Raw genomic sequence first — 16,391 nt, 5'->3', positions numbered from 1 at the left:
TAAATATACTTATACTCGCCAATAGAATTCTTTACTCAGTCTTTCTGATTTTGTCCACAATTTCAAATAAATCAGGTTGGGTAGATTTGAAATCTCGGTACATCACTTCTGTCGCCTCTCTAAAGCCTGTCACTTCAGGATATAAAATGGTAACTCCGGCTTTTTTCAACTCTCTGTAAGATTCCTCGACGGACTCTGCCCACAGTTTATACTGATACACCACAGACTCGTCAGCGGCTTCCTGAAGCCATTTTTTCTCCTGATCATCGAGCAGTTTCCAGACCTTGGTACTGACAATCAGCACATCAGGCACGGCAGTGTGTTCATTGATCGAATAGAACTTACAGACTTCATAATGCTTGGAAGTATAAAGGCTTGGCGGATTATTCTCGGCACCGTCCACGATCCCTTGCTGCAATGCAGTGTAAAGCTCGCCGTAAGAAACCGGAGTCGGAGAACCTCCCAAACTCTTCACCATATTGATAGCAGTATTGCTTTCCATCACCCTGATTTTCAATCCTTTCAGGTCAGATGGATTTTCTATAGGCTTGGTTTTGGTGTAAAAACTCCTTTTGCCTGCATCATAATAACACAAACCCCTCAACCAAAAATCTTCCCCGTCGAGCAGCAGTTGCTTACCGATATCTCCCTTCAATACCTTATCCCTGTGGGCATCGTCTCTGAACAAATACGGCATAGACAAAACCTGCATCCTAGGAGCAAAACTTTCCATCGTTGCTGAGGATACTTTTGTCATTCCCAAACTTCCAATCTGAAGCAATTCCACCAACTCCCTTTCAGTACCCAATTGTTGGTTTGGATAAATCCGGATCTGCATCTGTCCATTTGATTTCTCGGCAACTTTATCGGCCATAAACACCATAGCCTTATGGACGGGATGCGTTACCCCAAGCCCATGACCCAATTTGATGACCCTCACCCCTCCCGGACCTTTGCAGGTAGAAAATAAAATCAGTGAAAACAAGATCAAAAAAGTTGGCCCTGAAAAAAAAGACAAACGATTCCTATTTTTCTGTTTTGAATTTAAATCAGTCATGGCTTTAGGGTAATAATGGGATTTCATTTCCTAATTTTTTGGATTGTTGCCAATGCATTCTTGATATTTTTTTCCAAAGCCTCAAATTCTCCCTTTTCAATGGCATTTTTATCAAACAACTGCGAACCCATCCCTACACAATGCACTCCGGCTTTAAACCATTCTGAAAGATTATCCAAGGTAGGTTCCACGCCACCGGTGGGCATCATTTTGATATCCGGCATGACTGACAATACACTTTTTATAAATCCTGAACCCAATAAATTTCCGGGAAATGCTTTGACCAAAAGCGCGCCCATGGACTTTGCCTGAAACACTTCCGTGATTGTGGCACATCCGGGAACCCAAAAAAGGCCTTTCATCGTGCAGTAATTGGCAACTTCAGGAATCAAAGCAGGAGAAACCACAAAATCTGTCCCGACATAATGAAAGCGTGAAGCGTCTTTTGCCGAAAAAACAGTCCCTATTCCCAAAAGCAAATCAGGATATTTTTCAGAATAAATCTTCAACTCTTTAAATACCTCAAAAGCATTGGATTCCCTGTTAGTAAATTCAAAAACCCTGATCCCGGCATTATAGGATGCATCTATCACTGACTTGGCGACAGAAATATCTTTGTGGTTAAATACAGGAATCATTCCCGTTTCAGCCATTTTATCAAGGATTTCTTGGTGGGTATATTTCATTACTGATATGGTTATTGATTATTGGTTATTGGAAATCTATAAATGAGAGCGTTATGAATAGAATGACTTAGAACTTAAACCTTACCTCAATAGCTTGCCAATATTTTCTCCTTTGACCAAATCATTTACTTCTTCAAGAGAGACAAAATTGGCATCGCCCTTAATGCTGTGTTTCAGGACGGAGGAAGCCGTAGCAAATTCAATGGCTTCCTGATCGGAAAGATGCAATAGCCCATAAATCAAACCTGCGATAAAGGCATCACCCCCTCCCACCCGATCGACAATATGAGTCATTTCATAAATGTTTGAAAAAAGAATTTCCTCGCCGTTCCATAAAACACCCTTAAGCCGATTATGGGATGCAGAAACGGACTCTCTTTTTGTCTTGGTAATATATTTGATCTGTGGGTAATACTTTTTGGCCTGATAGCAGGCATCACCCCAATCATCTTGGGCGATATCCATACAGTTTTCAAAATCAGATTTCCCTGCTACCAATACATGGGTATACCTTATCAGCTCGGGCATCACGTCCAAAGGTCCTTTTCCATATTGCCAAAGGTTTCTCCTATAATTGATATCCCCACTGATTGTCAATCCTTTATCATATGCAGCTTTAAGTGCCTTCAGCGTCATGTCTGCTGCATTTTGGCTGAGTGCGGGTGTTATTCCTGTCCAATGAAACCAATCCGCCCCGTCAAAAACCAAATCCCAATCGATGTCTTTCCCATCAAAATTGGAAAAAGCAGAATCAAATCTGTCATAGATGATTTTAGAAGAACGCTGCATGGAACCGTTCTCCAAAAAGTACAAACCCATCCTTCCCTCAGAAAAATAAACGAAATCGGTCTTGACTCCAGTCTGCCTCAAATACCTTGTTGCAGCTTTTCCGATATCATGTCCGGGAAAAGCGGTAACATGGTAAGTTTCCTGATCCCAATTGGCGAGACAGATGGAAACATTTGCTTCCGATCCTCCAAAAACAGCTTCATAAGAACTTGCCTGAACGAATCTTTCGTGTCCCGGAGTGCTGAGGCGCATCATTACTTCGCCTATGGTAATAATTTTTTTGCCCATTGTCTAAAATGCTAATCTTTCATGAAAATAAACACTTAAATTTTGTTTTCAAGAGATACAGGATATAAGTTAATGCAAACGATTTCAGATTAGATAAAAAAATACATGGCTGGCAAACCAAACACTTTTATTCAAATCCACGAAAAGGACAATGTATTGGTCGCTTTGGTGGATTTACCTTCAGAAAGTACGGTAGATTTTGGAGGAAAGACAATCAAACTTCGTCAGGAGGTTCAGGCAAAACATAAGTTTACCATTGAACCCTTGGCTAAAGAGGATTTGATCTACATGTATGGGACAGTCGTCGGCCGTACCATGATAGACTTACCCGAGGGAAGCCTGATTACAACCCAAAACATTATCCACGAGGCTGGCAATTTTGGTAAAAAAACCAAAAATTACCAATGGAACCCTCCTTCCTTAAGTAGGTTTCACGGCCGGACTTTTATGGGCTATCACCGAGAAGACGGTCAGGTAGGGACAGCAAATTATTGGTTGATCATCCCGTTGGTTTTTTGTGAAAACCGAAACGTAGAAGTCATCAAGGACGCCTTTAATGATGCCTTGGGTTATGGTAAAATAAATCCATTTAAGTCAATGGTCAAAAACATGGTGAAGCTGCATCAGGAAGGAAAACAAGATGAAATCGTAAACCTGAACGTAGAGAAAGCGAAGGAAATGGAGTCCAAATTGTTGTTTCCAAATCTTGACGGCATCAAAGTCCTGGATCATCAGGGAGGCTGTGGCGGTACAAGAAGAGATTCAGAATCCCTTTGCGCACTTTTAGCAGGATATATCAACAATCCTAACGTGGCGGGGGCAACGGTGCTGAGCTTGGGCTGTCAGAATGCACAGCCTTCGATCTTGAAAGAAAAACTCTATAAAATCAATCCGGAATTAAAAAAACCGCTCATTATTCTGGAACAGCAAAAGGAAGGGACCGAGCAGCAACTTCTTTCAGAAGCCATCAAAAAAACATTTTTGGGAATGGTTGAAGCCAACAAACAGGAAAGAAAACCTGCACCGCTCAGTAAGCTTACTGTTGGGTTGGAATGCGGCGGATCGGATGGATTTTCAGGTATTTCAGCGAATCCTGCAGTCGGATATGCCTCAGACTTGATCGTCGCTCTGGGAGGAACGACCATGCTTTCAGAATTTCCTGAATTGTGTGGGGTGGAACAGGAATTGATCAACCGATGCACTACCGATGAGTCGGCTGACAAATTCGCCGCATTGATGAAAGCATATTCAGCTTCCGCTGTCGCTGTGGGTTCGGGTTTTGATATGAATCCCTCGCCGGGCAATATCAAGGACGGTTTGATCACTGATGCGATAAAATCAGCCGGAGCTGCCAAAAAAGGGGGAACTTCGCCCGTCACTGATGTGCTCGATTATGCGGAGTATTTTCAAAAGCCGGGCCTCAATCTTGTCTGCACTCCCGGTAATGATGTGGAAAGTACGACTGCCATGGCAGGTTCCGGGGCCAATGTCATACTGTTTACCACGGGATTGGGAACGCCTACAGGGAATCCAATTGCTCCGGTCATCAAGATCGCAACCAATACAAAACTTGCCAATAAAATGCCTGACATCATCGATATTGATACGGGAGGCATCATTTCAGGCGAAAAAAGCATTGCGGAAATGGGTGAAGCAATACTCGAAACCATCATCAAGGTGGCTTCGGGAGAAGTTAAACCAAAAGCGGTCTTATTGGCTCAGGATGATTTCATTCCCTGGAAAAGAGGCGTTTCGCTATGAAGTTAAAAGGTTTTAAAAGTTGGAAGGTTTCAAAGTTGACCTAAACATTCTACTTTCCCTATGTTATAGTTCTTTAATGATGCTTTTCCAAATATTCTCATCCACAGGAACTCCATTTTGCATGTTTTCTTCGCGGGTTTTCATATTGTTTTCACCGGGGTAACGGATTTCTTTGTCCGCAAAAGTCAAAGAGCTTTTCAGGTTTCCCACAATTTGATCCAATTTTTGATCAGACCATTCCATTATTCCCAATTTCTCAGCAGCAAGGCAAATAAAAACCTGCGACAAGCCGGATTCTTCCCCACTTTCGCCAACCTGAAAAGTTGCTTTTCCGCCAGACATTATGGTGGCCAACATGTCAAGTAACAGGGATAAACCTGCTCCTTTCCACAATCCTATTGGCAAAGCCAATTCGTTGGCTATGACGCTTTCGGGGGATTTGGTCAGGTTTCCATCAGGATCAAAACCGGCATCAAAAGGCATTTCTTTGCCTTCCCGTAGATAGGTTTTCAATTTCCCATAAGAAAACTGTGACATGGCCATATCCAAAACAATATGACCGCCTGATCGCGGAATGGCGATCACCAAAGGGTTGTTGCCAAGCTTGGGTTCACTCCCACCCCAAGCTGGCATATTGGGTTTGGTATTGGTAAAGCAGATGCCTATGCAACCGGATTCAGCGGCCTGCCAACCATAATTTCCTGCCCGCATCCAATGGTTTGTATTTTGTAGCGCTACGATTCCCACTCCAAATTCTTTTGAAAGTTGGATCGCCCGATCCATGCATTGATGGGCATTGAGCGGACCTGGACCGAGGTTTCCGTTCCATCTTTCAAAAACCCCGTAGCTGTCCACAAGATTTGCTTCCTGTTCAGGGAAGACCAGTTTTTTCCTGATCATTTCCAAAAATACAGGAAACCTGTCCAAGCCATGGGAAGCCACCCCATCCAAGCTTGCTTGGGCAAAAAGAGAAGCGCATAAAACGGCTCTGTCTTCTGTAAACCCATTTTTAAGAAGGATTTTTTCAAGAGTCTGAATAACTTCATGGTAGTCTACGCGCATGGTTGATGGATTTTGAGGAGCTAAAAAAAAAATATAAAAGCGATATCACAAACTCTCCACCACAAGCATTTTGGATTTGGCAGCCTGGTATCTGATATTTTTGGCTTTGGTATATTCCTCTGAGTTCCACCATTCCTTTGCTTTTTGGACGGAAGGGAATTCTAGGATCACCAATCTTTCAGGATTCCAGTCACCTTCCAAAGATTCAGTTTGTGCTCCGCGCACTACAAATTTCCCACCAAAAGGAAGTATGGAACCGGGAGTAAGCTTTTTGTAAGATTCATACAATTCAGGGTCATGGATACTGACTTCGACAATAACAAATGCAGGCACAGTTATAAAATTATGGTTAAAAACAATTAGAACTTGAAGCTATTTCAATCACACAATAAAGGAAGTTGAAACAACAGCTATCAATAATATGACAATTCGATTTAAAGTCAAAACAAGAAATCTACAGGTGGGATCAATAAAGTAAGTTGAAATGGATCCATTTTTATCTGAATAATTTCTATAAAGACGCATTGGCTGCATAAAAATGAAAAAGAAGTTTTGATCAAATTTCTTCCAAGCCATTAGCTGAAAAAGCAACCAAGACATCTTCTCGTTTTTTCTTTAATAAAGCATTCGATTGCACTATTTTTACCTTACTTTAAATAAAAATATAATTTGGCTTAATTGTAAATTTATTTAAATAATTTAATTAATTTTTATTAAATAAGATATAAAATTTGTAAATAACTATTCATACACTCCAAATAAAAGTATTGATTATTTTGGTTATAATTTCAAAATAGGGTTAAATTGCGCAATCGATTACATTACTTTAAATATTTTCAAATGCACACTATAATTGAAACAAGATATTCCTCTCATCCGGGAGATATAAAACATTATGACACTCAGCAATTGAGAACCCAATATTTAATTGATAATTTATTTTCGCCAAATCAAATCATGGGAGTTTACTCTTTTTATGATCGAATGATTATAGGAGGAATAAGCCCTAGGGATTTTCCTTTGGAATTGGAGTCGGTTGATCAATTGAAAAGTTCATATTTTTTGGAACGAAGGGAAATAGGAATTATAAACATTGCCTCCCCTACAGAGATAGAAGTAGATGGTGAAATATTTTCTCTGGGCCATAAGGAGGCGCTATATATAGGCAAAGGTGTAAAATCAGTAATTTTCCACCCTTCTAAAGAAGGAAAATCACATTTATATTTTAATTCTACCCCGGCTCACCAGACTTATCCTACAAAAAAAATTGATAAACACCTAGCTGAGGTATTGACCTTGGGTTCTATGGAAAACTCCAACCATAGGACAATTTATAAGCTGATCGTCAACTCCGCAGTACAAACTTGTCAGCTACAAATGGGTATGACGGAATTAAAGCCCGGTTCGGTTTGGAATACCATGCCCGCCCATACACATGATAGAAGAATGGAAGCGTACTTTTATTTTGATTTAAATGAAGGGCAGGCAGTTTGTCATTATATGGGACAGACAGACGAAACCAGACACATCTGGATTAAATCCAACGAGGCAGTAATCTCCCCACCTTGGTCGATACATATTGGAGCCGGAACTTCAAATTACACTTTTATCTGGGGAATGGCCGGAGAAAACCTTGATTATGGTGATATGGATATTGTCGCTCCAACTGATTTAAAATAATATGAAAAACTTGTTTGACTTGAAAGGTAAAGTTGCCCTAGTTACCGGAGCAACTCATGGACTAGGAATGGCGATGGCTAAGGGATTGGCTCAGTACGGTGCCACATTGGTGATCAACGGCCATACACCTTCCAAAATGGAAGAGGCATTGAAGCAATATGCAGCCCTTGGAATCGATGCTAAGGGGTATTTATTTGATGTGACAGATGAAAAAAGAGTAATTGAAGCCATTTCCAAAATAGAAGCTGAAGTAGGCTCAATTGACATCCTTGTAAACAATGCAGGAATAATTAAAAGAATTCCTGCGGAGGAAATGGAGATTTCTGATTTTCGAAATGTAATTGATGTAGATCTTGTTTCACCCTTTATCATGTCAAAATCAGTTTCAAAATCCATGATGGCTAAAAGGGGTGGGAAAATAATTAATATTTGCTCTATGATGAGCGAACTTGGCCGCGATACCTTATCTGCCTATGCAGCAGCAAAAGGAGGCCTTAAAATGCTCACCAGAAATCTTGCTACAGAATGGGCTAGACATAATATCCAAGTAAATGGGATCGGGCCCGGCTATTTCGCAACAGAACAGACCTCTCCCATCAGGTTCAATGGACATCCAATGAATGACTTCATTATTGAGCGTACTCCGGCCGGAAAATGGGGAGATCCCGATGACCTCATTGGGGCTGTAGTTTTTCTATCTTCCAAAGCGAGTGATTTTGTAAATGGGCAGATACTATACGTTGACGGAGGTATTTTGGCCACAATTGGAAAACCAAGAACGGCTTGAAAGATTGAACAAAGCGGTTAAAGACTAATTTTTGTTCATTCTATGAATTTAATCGGTAATCTGATTTATGAAAAAAGAGAAAGTAACTATTCATGATATAGCAAAAAAGCTAAACATTACAGCATCGACTGTTTCTCGTGCATTGCAGGATCACCCCAGAATATCTGCAATTACGAAAAAGCGGGTAATTAAGATGGCAAAACTTCTCAAATATCAGCCAAATCACATTGCCTCAGCATTAAGAAGTGGAAAAAGCAAGCTGATAGGTGTTGTAGTACCTACAGCAAATAGAAATTTTTTTTCATCCGTAGTGAGAGGTATAGAAGAAATAGCCAATAACCTAGATTATAAAGTCATTATATCTCAATCTTATGATGATTATGACAAAGAAATACAAAATGTCAAGGCTTTGTTAAATGCAAGAGTAGATTGCATTATCGCTTCGATTGGAAAAAATACGGACAACTTTGACCATTTCAAAAAAGTCCTTGATGAAGAGATTCCGTTGATACTTTTTGATAGGATTACCAATGAATTGGAAGTAAGCCAAGTAGTAATTGACGATTATTTGGCTGCTTATCAAGTAACCAGCCACCTCATTACACAGGGATGTAAAAGAATTGTCCACCTATCCAGTCCAAAAAAAATTAACATTTACAAAGATCGACGCCGGGGATATGAGGACGCGCTTAAAGATCATGGAGTTAATATTGACCCTCTACTCATCGAAGAATCTAATTTACAATTGGAAGACGGAAGAAAATCTATAGACAACATTATCAAAAAAGGTGTTTATTTTGATGCTGTTTTTTCAAGTTCTGATTATGCAGCCATGGGAGCAATGCAAGTTTTGAAAGAAAATGGCTTAAAGATACCTGGGGATGTCATGTTGGCCGGATTTGGAAATGAACCTTTTACATCATTTACAGATCCTCCAATTACCAGTGTAGATCAAAAAAGTATTTCTATGGGTCAGATAACTGCAGAAATATTTTTTCAGATTATTAAAAATGAAAAAATAGAGGGAGGTCCACATAAAATAATTTTAAAACCTGAATTGATAATCCGAAAATCAACTCAAAAACTATAGTCAAATATTCCCTTTTAATTTTAATGTATTTATCCTCTTCCTTGCCACTAACTATGTAAAAATCGGAGTATCGATTTTTTGACAAGGTGATGGCTAATTGTAATTATCAAATCAATGTCGATTAGATAAGCTTTTGCGTCATAAAAAGCTTTTCCAAAGCGAGTAACAGACCATGAAAATCTTAAACCAACCATTCCAAACTTTGGAAAAGTTTATCGAATCCCCTAACTAAATGACATTGATTCTTAAATACACCATCCAAAATTAAGGAACCTGCTTTTTGAAATTTTAATATTGCAAAACATATATGAAGATTCTTTAACTATGGACATTCCTGCAAAAAATCTTCAATTATAATTTCAATCCTGTCATGACAAACCCTAAGTCAATCTCCTTGAAACCAAAGAAAACTAGACCTGTGAAAGTCCTTCAATTTGGTACAGGGAATTTCCTCCGTGGATTTGCTGATTGGATGGTTGAGATTTTGAATGAAAAAACAGATTTTGATGGTTCCATCCATATTATCCAAAGCCATGGAAAATCCATTCCTGCAGGTTTTGGGAAGCAAAACTTCAATTATCACGTTTTGATCAGAGGTTTTCAAAATGGCAAAATCATTGATGAACAAAAATTGATCACCTCGATAAATGGAGTAAGCAATCCGAACCTTGATTATGGTTTCTATTTGGATTTGGCCAAAAACACTGATTTGCAATTTATCATTTCCAATACCACCGAAGCGGGTATAGTTTTCGATGAAAAAGACACCTATCCCAAAAAAGTGCCGGCATCATTTCCCGGTAAGTTGACAGCATTGCTATATAAGCGGTTCACATTTTTTGAAGGAAATGAAACAAAGGGTCTGACAATACTCCCCTGCGAACTCATTGAAAATAACGGGGACCAACTCAAAGAATGTGTGATGAGGTATGCGGCAAAGTGGAATTTCCCTCAGGAATTCCTTGCTTGGCTAGATAAAACCTGCACCTTCTGCAATACGCTTGTAGACCGGATTGTCCCGGGATTTCCTAAAGAGAATTTTGAAGAGTTTGAGAAGAAAACAGGCTTTGTGGATCATTTGGCAGTAGTTGCCGAGCCTTATCACTTTTGGGCAATAGAAGGCTCTGAAACATTGAAGTCCATTTTTCAAACAGAAAAAACAGGGCTGAACGTACACATCGTCAAAGACCTCCAACCCTATCGCCTCCGAAAAGTCAGGATCTTAAATGGTGCACATACAGCGATGGTTCCTGTAGCATATCTGAAAGGAATCAGGACTGTGGGGGAAGCAATGGAAAATCCTATAATCTCAACATATATCTCAGACACCATTTATAAAGAGATCGTCCCAACGCTTGATTTACCAAAAGAGGACTTGGAGCAATTTGCCGCTGAAGTTTTGGATAGGTTCAGAAATCCGTTTATCCGTCATGAATTGATCTCCATTTCACTCAATTCCATCTCCAAGTTCAGGGTTAGGGTCCTACCTACAATTTTGGAATACCATAGTCGATCTGGGCAATTTCCTGAAAATCTTATCCGGTCATTTGCTGACCTGATCCGGTTTTACAAAGGAGATATCAATGGTGAATCGATTCCATTGAAAGATGAACAGGCCGTGTTGGAGTTTTTTGAAAAAGTATGGAAAAAAGAAAACTACAGGGAAATCGTAGAAACGGTACTTGCCAATGAGTATTTATGGGGAATGGGCTTGAGTCAGATTCCGGGGTTAAAAGCGAAGGTTATTGGCTTTTTTGGAAATTAGAGGAAATTAAATCACCACTCTCCTCTCCTTCCTTTCTTCTTCTCGGAAAGGGCTTTTTTGGCTTTCAGACGGTCTTCGATAGCACCTTTACCGGGTTTGGTGGCTTTCCTTATTTTCTTTTTATGAAAAGCTTTTTTGAGCAGGTCATAGAATTTTCGGACAGCTATCTCTTTGTTTTGAAGCTGAGACCTCTTTTCCTGACTTTGGATAATCAGGTTTCCTTCCGTATCGATTTTGGAAGAGAGCTTTTCTGAAAGTATCACTTTTTCAGTTTCATCAAGGATTTGTGAATTTGGGATATTGAACCTCAGTTCCACTTTGGAGTTGACTTTGTTTACATTTTGCCCACCAGGACCGCTGCTTCGGCTAAATTGAAACTGAAGTTCAGTATCCAACACCTGATTGGCGATTTTTTCAGAAATAGTCATTTACAAAGTTTCAATTAATAATCCGCAACACATCTAAATCCCACAGTTTCATTTCTTTCAAATCCCGGAGAAACCCTCAGCTGCATCTGCCGGTAATGTGTTTCTCTTGGCCCGCCCTGTACATACCACCAACTTGAGGATGGTTTGAAATAGGAACCACCTTTCAAAATTACCATCTGATTGGTTCCATTGTCATAAATATCAGAGGACATCTGCCAGACGGAACCCACCAAATCTTCCAAACCCCAAGGATTTTTACCTTTTGGATGGCTTCCCACTGCTTCAGACTTCCCATTCCCAATATTGCAAAACTCTTCCCCCAATCCATCCAAATGCTCTACAATCAGGGTGTTGGTCACATATTCAAACCTCTTTTTCACTTTAAGGTTTTGATCCCAAGGCCAATCCCTTCCATCACCTGATGATGCTGCATATTGCCATTCTCCTTCTGTTGGCAATCTTTTTCCGGCCCATTTGGCATAGGCTTGTGCATCTTCAAGGCTTACATTCACAACCGGATGCTTCTCCATACCTTCCGGAATTTGACCTTGGACCCAATGGGCAAGAAAACGGTTTTTATCCAATGGCTTGTAACCTGTAGCTTCCAAAAACTCTTTAAACTCTTGATTGGTAACAGGATACCTATCCATATAAAAACCAACCATAGATATAGTCCGGGGATAGCCTGACGTTGGATAAGGGATAAATTGGTCTCCCTGAGTAACCTTCATTTCAAAACTTCCCGAAGGGATTTTTACCATTCCCTCCAGAGCTTTGTCATATCTTGGTGTCTTTTCGGGCAAACTTATCAATCTTGGAATTCCATATTCCATTTCGATGACCTGTTCATCTATCAGTTCTTCTGACTCAAACAATTGAACCACAATTTTGCCTTCATATCGGCCAAATTTTTCTTGGATATCCACAGTATGCAGGCCTGATTTTAAACTCAAATATGACTTCCCGTATTCCGGAACTCCCGCCCAAACCCTGATTTCATTTCCTTTGGAGGATTTGATACTCAACTTATTTTGTTCCAAACCCACCTCTAATAAATTGGGGAAATATGCAATACTCCCCACAGCTCCTTCATTGTTTGTTCCCAGCCATTTCTGGTGAAAAGCCTCCAAATCAACAGGAATGAAATATTTTCCCTCTGATTCCTGAACCAGCACTTCCTCATGATTCCACAGATCGACATAATGCCAATCGGATGCAGGTTTTTCAACTTCGAAAAGGTTTCCCAAAAATCCCTCAGTCTTGAGACTGAAAATCGTGTATATGGTTTTATTTTCCAAAGGCCATTTATTGACAAAAACCCCATCAGGCAAAGTGGGTACCAAGGGAGTGTATCCAAATGAAATAAAATTGGAATGGTTTTCCCTCAAAATCCTCAATGTCTTTCCAAAAAACCGGTAATCCTCCTCCATCCATTCAGGCCTTCCGGGTCTGAAAATATTCAGTTCAGTTCCATATCCGTTGAAAAATGAGGTGGCATATTCCCTTCTGATCCGGTCATAGGACAATTCAGCCACCCTGAAAATCGCAAAATCCGGTTTGATCAGTTTGTTGAGGTTTAGTAAAGGAGGATAATAGAGCGCATTGTGAACCCTTCCGGAAACTATCCCCGGCATGTCTTTGGGTACAGCCATCCCTTCACTGTACATGACTACGCCGGGTTTTGCCAAGTCAGCAGCCTGCTGTATTTCAAGGCTCGAACTCCCTTTGGTATCCAAGACTACACCATCAGCTTTGGTGGCTTTGATCAGGGCAGTCATACCCTCCAAATGCCCTTCTAACCGGGTACTTTCATCCCATGGGTTATAGGAGATAAAGAATTTGGTTCCTAATCGATTCAGGCTGTCGGATATCGATGCCAACTGTTGCAATCCACCCGGAAGATCTCTGAACAAATCCCACTGATTTCTTTGGTCTAATCCCAAAGTAGGCCAGGTAGGCCAGATTCCGATCACATCATCCCCGCCAAACCATTCCTTGTTCCTTTGTTGAAAATCAAAAATGCTGAACCTCTCTCCTTCTCTATCATAAAAATCAGCATCCCAAGCCATCATGAGGTGCATGGCATAAGACTTCCTGATCCATTGCAGGTCTTCCCTTTGGTACATGCTGTAGTCAAAATCATCCAAATCGTAAAGAAACCTCTTTTGGAAAACCTGCTTCAATCCTTCCTGCCAACCACCCGTAAATGAATCTACAAACATCCTGTAGCTGACATTGGAGTTAGGAGGCAAAATAGTCTCAAACCTTCTCCTTTGCGCCCCATCCCAATACTTGCGTCTCATAAGCCCAGTAAATCCTTGATTTCCGACTTCAAAACTTGAATAACCCAATTCCCAGGCATTGTCAGGTAGGATGACATTGACAGGATCATATCCAGGCCTGAAGAGGTGCGGACGGGACAACCGGTGATCGCCTTTTCCGGTGATGTAGACCTGATCTTCCAAACCTCCAAAGGGAATGAAGTTTTCTACTTTCAGCGTATCTTCTGAAATATTGAAAAAAGTAAATACAGCAGTCCAGTTGTCTTGGCCATTCTTTATACTGTCAATTCTCAAGGAAATTTGCCCATCCAAAGTCCAAGACTTTTCATTCGGTAAAAAATCACTCGAATTCTTTTTTTCACCATTAAGCAGAAAAGAGAAAACAGGAACCTTATCCTCAAATTTGACTCCTTGGACACTCTTTAGCTTAAGGTTCCTGTCCCAATCCAAAGAAAAACTTTGTGAATGGATGTAAAATGGAGAAAATAAACAAAGAATTACCAATGGGAAATTTATTCTTTTAAACATTACGATGCAGATTAAGTCCAGTCAATAATTAATTAAGACATGCGCAAGTCATTTGAAATAAATTACGAGTATCCGTAATGTTGCACGTTGGGCTATAGGAGATTGTATGGAATGCAGATACTAGTCCACAGACGACAATCCACTGCCCACCGCCCACCGGGTGTTTAATCGATCCTCCGACAAATTATTGTTTGGCAACGCGCAAGAAAGCGGATACACATAAAATAAATATAAATTATTTGGATCACAATGCAGATTTAAATGTCACAATTGAAAAATTAACCTTGACAATGTCTAATTCAAGTGTCCAAAAAGGCATCTGAAAAAATATTTTCAATTTTTTTCATTTTTTTTTTGGGGAATTATTTCAGATGGTAGAAGTAAAAATGGCATTGGTATTCAGAAAAGTTAAAGTTATATCACCTGACAAAAGGACAAAAATCCAAATAAATGCTTTTGAAATATACGAATATAGATTTCAAACTATTATTTGGATTTTTTGAACAAAAATTATTTAAAATGAATTTTACAGAGACTTAACATATTTTTTATTTTGTTTATTTGGTTTCGTTTGTATAGTTTTAACTCATCGATAAGGACAAAAGGTCTAATCACCCCATGTTTTTACCTTTATCCATTTGAAAACAAATGAGGATTTAAAAGTTAATTCTCGATTATACTTATCTATCTCAGGAATTCTTTTTTTCATCAACAGTATTTATTTTTTTTTCGACCATTTATTTTTTTTGCTTAATTCACCCAATAAAAACCCTTCAATTCTGAAGGGTTTTTTGTTTTTTTGGTAAAGCCAAATAATTTTCAATCCATCAGTCCACTTATCGACTCCATCATTTCATGATTGACATCATAGAAGCCTCCCCCCACCAACTTTCTATAGTCCAAAAAATAGCCCATCAAACATGGCCTGTGACTTTTTCCAATATCCTTACTCCGGAGCAAATCAAATTTATGCTGAATTGGATGTATGACCAGAAAGCATTGGAACAGCAGGTCCTTGAAAAAGGACATGTTTTTTTGTTAGCCAAAGAAGAAGATTCATTTTTAGGATTTGCTTCCTATGAAGTCCATTGCAAGGAACAGGAAAAAACCAAGATTCATAAAATCTATATTTTACCCGGAACTCAAGGTAAAGGGATCGGAAAAAAGTTGATCAGCCATATCAAAGACATTGCCTTTATGAACGGGGATAAGTATTTGTATCTTAATGTAAACAGGTTTAATGAAAAAGCTATTTCATTTTACAAGCACATCGGGTTTTATGAAGCTTATAGAGAAGTGATAGACATCGGAAACGGGTTCATCATGGATGACATTGTGATGGAGATGAAAATAAATTAAAATATATGGTTATCCGCTACTTTGCCAGTAACCCTATATTCTTATACAGTCGGGACGGAAGACCGAAGTCGGAAGGCCGATGAAGCGTGAATTTAAGTCCATAGCACAGAATTTAAATAGATATCAAATCTACTGGCATCATTGCGTACATACATAATAAAATAAATCAATCATTAAACCTGAATTTCAAATATTTGATTTTTTCGCCTTTCTCGCTAAAAAGTTTCTCGTATTTTGTCTGTATACCATGGTGTTCATCCTTAAATGGAGATGCATAAAAATCATGTGTATGGATCATAATTTCACAGTCAGGACGGCTTTGTATCAACTCCAAAGTGTAGTCAAATAATCCTGTATTATCTGTTTTGAAATGGACAATCCCATTCTTTTGAATCAAAGGCTTGTACATTTCAAGAAATTTTGGCGAAGTCAGCCTCCTTTTTTCATCACCCTCTCTTGGAAACGGGTCAGGAAATGTAATCCACAATTCAGAAATTTCTCCCTGATGAAAATACCTGTCCAACAACTGAATCTGGGTTCTCAAAAAAGCCACATTGGACAAACCCTCTGAAATTGCGATGGTGCTTCCTTTCCAGATTCTTGATCCTTTGATATCCACCCCGATAAAATTACTGCCGGGATATTCCCTTGCCAATCCAACTGTGAATTCCCCCCTTCCGCAGGCCAATTCCACAACTATGGGATTTTGGTTTTCAAATTGAACAGACTTCCAATTTCCTTTGATGGTTTCAAAGAGTTCTTTTCCCGGTTGGATAACATTTCGGTTCTGTTCATTTTCTTTGAACCTTTCCAGTTTTTTTCTACTCAT

14 protein-coding genes are annotated in these 16,391 nt (G+C 39.5%); 6 read left to right on the top strand and 8 right to left on the bottom strand.

Translation table 11 applies throughout. The features are described 5' to 3' along the window. Positions 1 to 31 precede the first annotated feature (31 nt). The 3 genes from MMU07_RS04800 to MMU07_RS04790 form a co-directional block, all read right to left on the bottom strand. Positions 32 to 985, bottom strand: a complete 954-nt coding sequence (locus tag MMU07_RS04800; protein WP_336246171.1) for a TRAP transporter substrate-binding protein — start codon at positions 983 to 985, stop codon at positions 32 to 34. Between the two features lie 95 nt (positions 986 to 1,080). Next, positions 1,081 to 1,743 (bottom strand): beta/alpha barrel domain-containing protein, encoded by a 663-nt coding sequence (locus MMU07_RS04795; RefSeq protein ID WP_241124701.1) that lies wholly within the window; start codon positions 1,741 to 1,743, stop codon positions 1,081 to 1,083. An 81-nt stretch (positions 1,744 to 1,824) separates the two neighbouring features. Beyond that, on the bottom strand, positions 1,825 to 2,820 hold the full coding sequence (locus tag MMU07_RS04790) for a PfkB family carbohydrate kinase (RefSeq protein WP_241124700.1): 996 nt from the start codon (positions 2,818 to 2,820) through the stop codon (positions 1,825 to 1,827). A gap of 105 nt (positions 2,821 to 2,925) precedes the next feature. Here MMU07_RS04790 and MMU07_RS04785 point away from each other — a divergent pair, with 105 nt between their 5' ends. Next, a complete protein-coding gene (locus MMU07_RS04785; RefSeq protein ID WP_241124699.1) occupies positions 2,926 to 4,581 on the top strand; it encodes a UxaA family hydrolase in 1,656 nt (551 codons plus the stop codon). A gap of 63 nt (positions 4,582 to 4,644) precedes the next feature. Here MMU07_RS04785 and yiaK read toward each other — a convergent pair whose 3' ends face one another. Together yiaK and MMU07_RS04775 are read right to left on the bottom strand one after the other, a co-directional pair. Further along, entirely contained in the window at positions 4,645 to 5,643 is a 999-nt protein-coding gene (yiaK, locus tag MMU07_RS04780) for a 3-dehydro-L-gulonate 2-dehydrogenase (protein WP_241124698.1), read from the bottom strand. A gap of 45 nt (positions 5,644 to 5,688) precedes the next feature. Then, positions 5,689 to 5,976, bottom strand: a complete 288-nt coding sequence (locus MMU07_RS04775; protein WP_241124697.1) for a DUF1330 domain-containing protein — start codon at positions 5,974 to 5,976, stop codon at positions 5,689 to 5,691. 507 nt (positions 5,977 to 6,483) lie between these two features. Between MMU07_RS04775 and kduI the strand changes: the two genes are divergently transcribed. The 4 genes from kduI (at position 6,484) to MMU07_RS04755 (ending at position 10,965) form a co-directional block, all read left to right on the top strand. Continuing rightward, positions 6,484 to 7,323: a 5-dehydro-4-deoxy-D-glucuronate isomerase gene (gene kduI / locus MMU07_RS04770; protein ID WP_241124696.1), complete on the top strand. Its 840-nt coding sequence runs from the start codon at positions 6,484 to 6,486 to the stop codon at positions 7,321 to 7,323. Between the two features lies 1 nt (position 7,324). Beyond that, entirely contained in the window at positions 7,325 to 8,110 is a 786-nt protein-coding gene (locus MMU07_RS04765; RefSeq protein ID WP_241124695.1) for a gluconate 5-dehydrogenase, read from the top strand. Positions 8,111 to 8,177: 67 nt separating this feature from the next. Continuing rightward, positions 8,178 to 9,200 carry a LacI family DNA-binding transcriptional regulator gene (locus tag MMU07_RS04760; protein WP_241124694.1) on the top strand — a complete coding sequence of 341 codons (1,023 nt, stop codon included), beginning with the start codon at positions 8,178 to 8,180 and terminating at the stop codon, positions 9,198 to 9,200. Positions 9,201 to 9,594: 394 nt separating this feature from the next. Beyond that, positions 9,595 to 10,965 carry a tagaturonate reductase gene (locus MMU07_RS04755; protein ID WP_241124693.1) on the top strand — a complete coding sequence of 457 codons (1,371 nt, stop codon included), beginning with the start codon at positions 9,595 to 9,597 and terminating at the stop codon, positions 10,963 to 10,965. A gap of 11 nt (positions 10,966 to 10,976) precedes the next feature. On the opposite strand, the gene arfB is transcribed toward MMU07_RS04755, so the two are convergent. Together arfB and MMU07_RS04745 are read right to left on the bottom strand one after the other, a co-directional pair. Beyond that, positions 10,977 to 11,393: an alternative ribosome rescue aminoacyl-tRNA hydrolase ArfB gene (gene arfB, locus MMU07_RS04750; protein ID WP_241124692.1), complete on the bottom strand. Its 417-nt coding sequence runs from the start codon at positions 11,391 to 11,393 to the stop codon at positions 10,977 to 10,979. A gap of 14 nt (positions 11,394 to 11,407) precedes the next feature. Beyond that, positions 11,408 to 14,203: a formylglycine-generating enzyme family protein gene (locus MMU07_RS04745; RefSeq protein WP_241124691.1), complete on the bottom strand. Its 2,796-nt coding sequence runs from the start codon at positions 14,201 to 14,203 to the stop codon at positions 11,408 to 11,410. Positions 14,204 to 15,058: 855 nt separating this feature from the next. On the opposite strand from MMU07_RS04745, the gene MMU07_RS04740 reads away from it, so the two are divergent. Further along, positions 15,059 to 15,562 carry a GNAT family N-acetyltransferase gene (locus tag MMU07_RS04740; protein ID WP_241124690.1) on the top strand — a complete coding sequence of 168 codons (504 nt, stop codon included), beginning with the start codon at positions 15,059 to 15,061 and terminating at the stop codon, positions 15,560 to 15,562. A gap of 166 nt (positions 15,563 to 15,728) precedes the next feature. On the opposite strand, the gene trmB is transcribed toward MMU07_RS04740, so the two are convergent. Then, the gene (trmB, locus tag MMU07_RS04735; RefSeq protein WP_241124689.1) at positions 15,729 to 16,391 is read right to left on the bottom strand and encodes a tRNA (guanosine(46)-N7)-methyltransferase TrmB; all 663 of its coding nucleotides are present in this window, start codon (positions 16,389 to 16,391) and stop codon (positions 15,729 to 15,731) included.

Origin of the sequence: Cognataquiflexum nitidum, from assembly GCF_022538055.1 — a bacterium.
Classification (GTDB): Bacteria; Bacteroidota; Bacteroidia; order Cytophagales; family Cyclobacteriaceae; genus Cognataquiflexum; species Cognataquiflexum nitidum.
This window is presented reverse-complemented; position numbering and strand designations above follow the sequence as displayed.

Bases quoted from the DNA above. Each gene is read 5' to 3' on its own strand.
- MMU07_RS04795 (WP_241124701.1), bottom strand. From the start codon at position 1,743: ATGAAATATACCCACCAAGAAATCCTTGATAAAATGGCTGAAACGGGA.
- MMU07_RS04790 (WP_241124700.1), bottom strand. From the start codon at position 2,820: ATGGGCAAAAAAATTATTACCATAGGCGAAGTAATGATGCGCCTCAGC.
- MMU07_RS04785 (WP_241124699.1), top strand. From the start codon at position 2,926: ATGGCTGGCAAACCAAACACTTTTATTCAAATCCACGAAAAGGACAAT.
- yiaK (WP_241124698.1), bottom strand. From the start codon at position 5,643: ATGCGCGTAGACTACCATGAAGTTATTCAGACTCTTGAAAAAATCCTT.
- kduI (WP_241124696.1), top strand. From the start codon at position 6,484: ATGCACACTATAATTGAAACAAGATATTCCTCTCATCCGGGAGATATA.
- MMU07_RS04765 (WP_241124695.1), top strand. From the start codon at position 7,325: ATGAAAAACTTGTTTGACTTGAAAGGTAAAGTTGCCCTAGTTACCGGA.
- MMU07_RS04760 (WP_241124694.1), top strand. From the start codon at position 8,178: ATGAAAAAAGAGAAAGTAACTATTCATGATATAGCAAAAAAGCTAAAC.
- arfB (WP_241124692.1), bottom strand. From the start codon at position 11,393: ATGACTATTTCTGAAAAAATCGCCAATCAGGTGTTGGATACTGAACTT.
- MMU07_RS04745 (WP_241124691.1), bottom strand. From the start codon at position 14,203: ATGTTTAAAAGAATAAATTTCCCATTGGTAATTCTTTGTTTATTTTCT.
- MMU07_RS04740 (WP_241124690.1), top strand. From the start codon at position 15,059: ATGATTGACATCATAGAAGCCTCCCCCCACCAACTTTCTATAGTCCAA.
- trmB (WP_241124689.1), bottom strand. From the start codon at position 16,391: ATGAGTAGAAAAAAACTGGAAAGGTTCAAAGAAAATGAACAGAACCGA.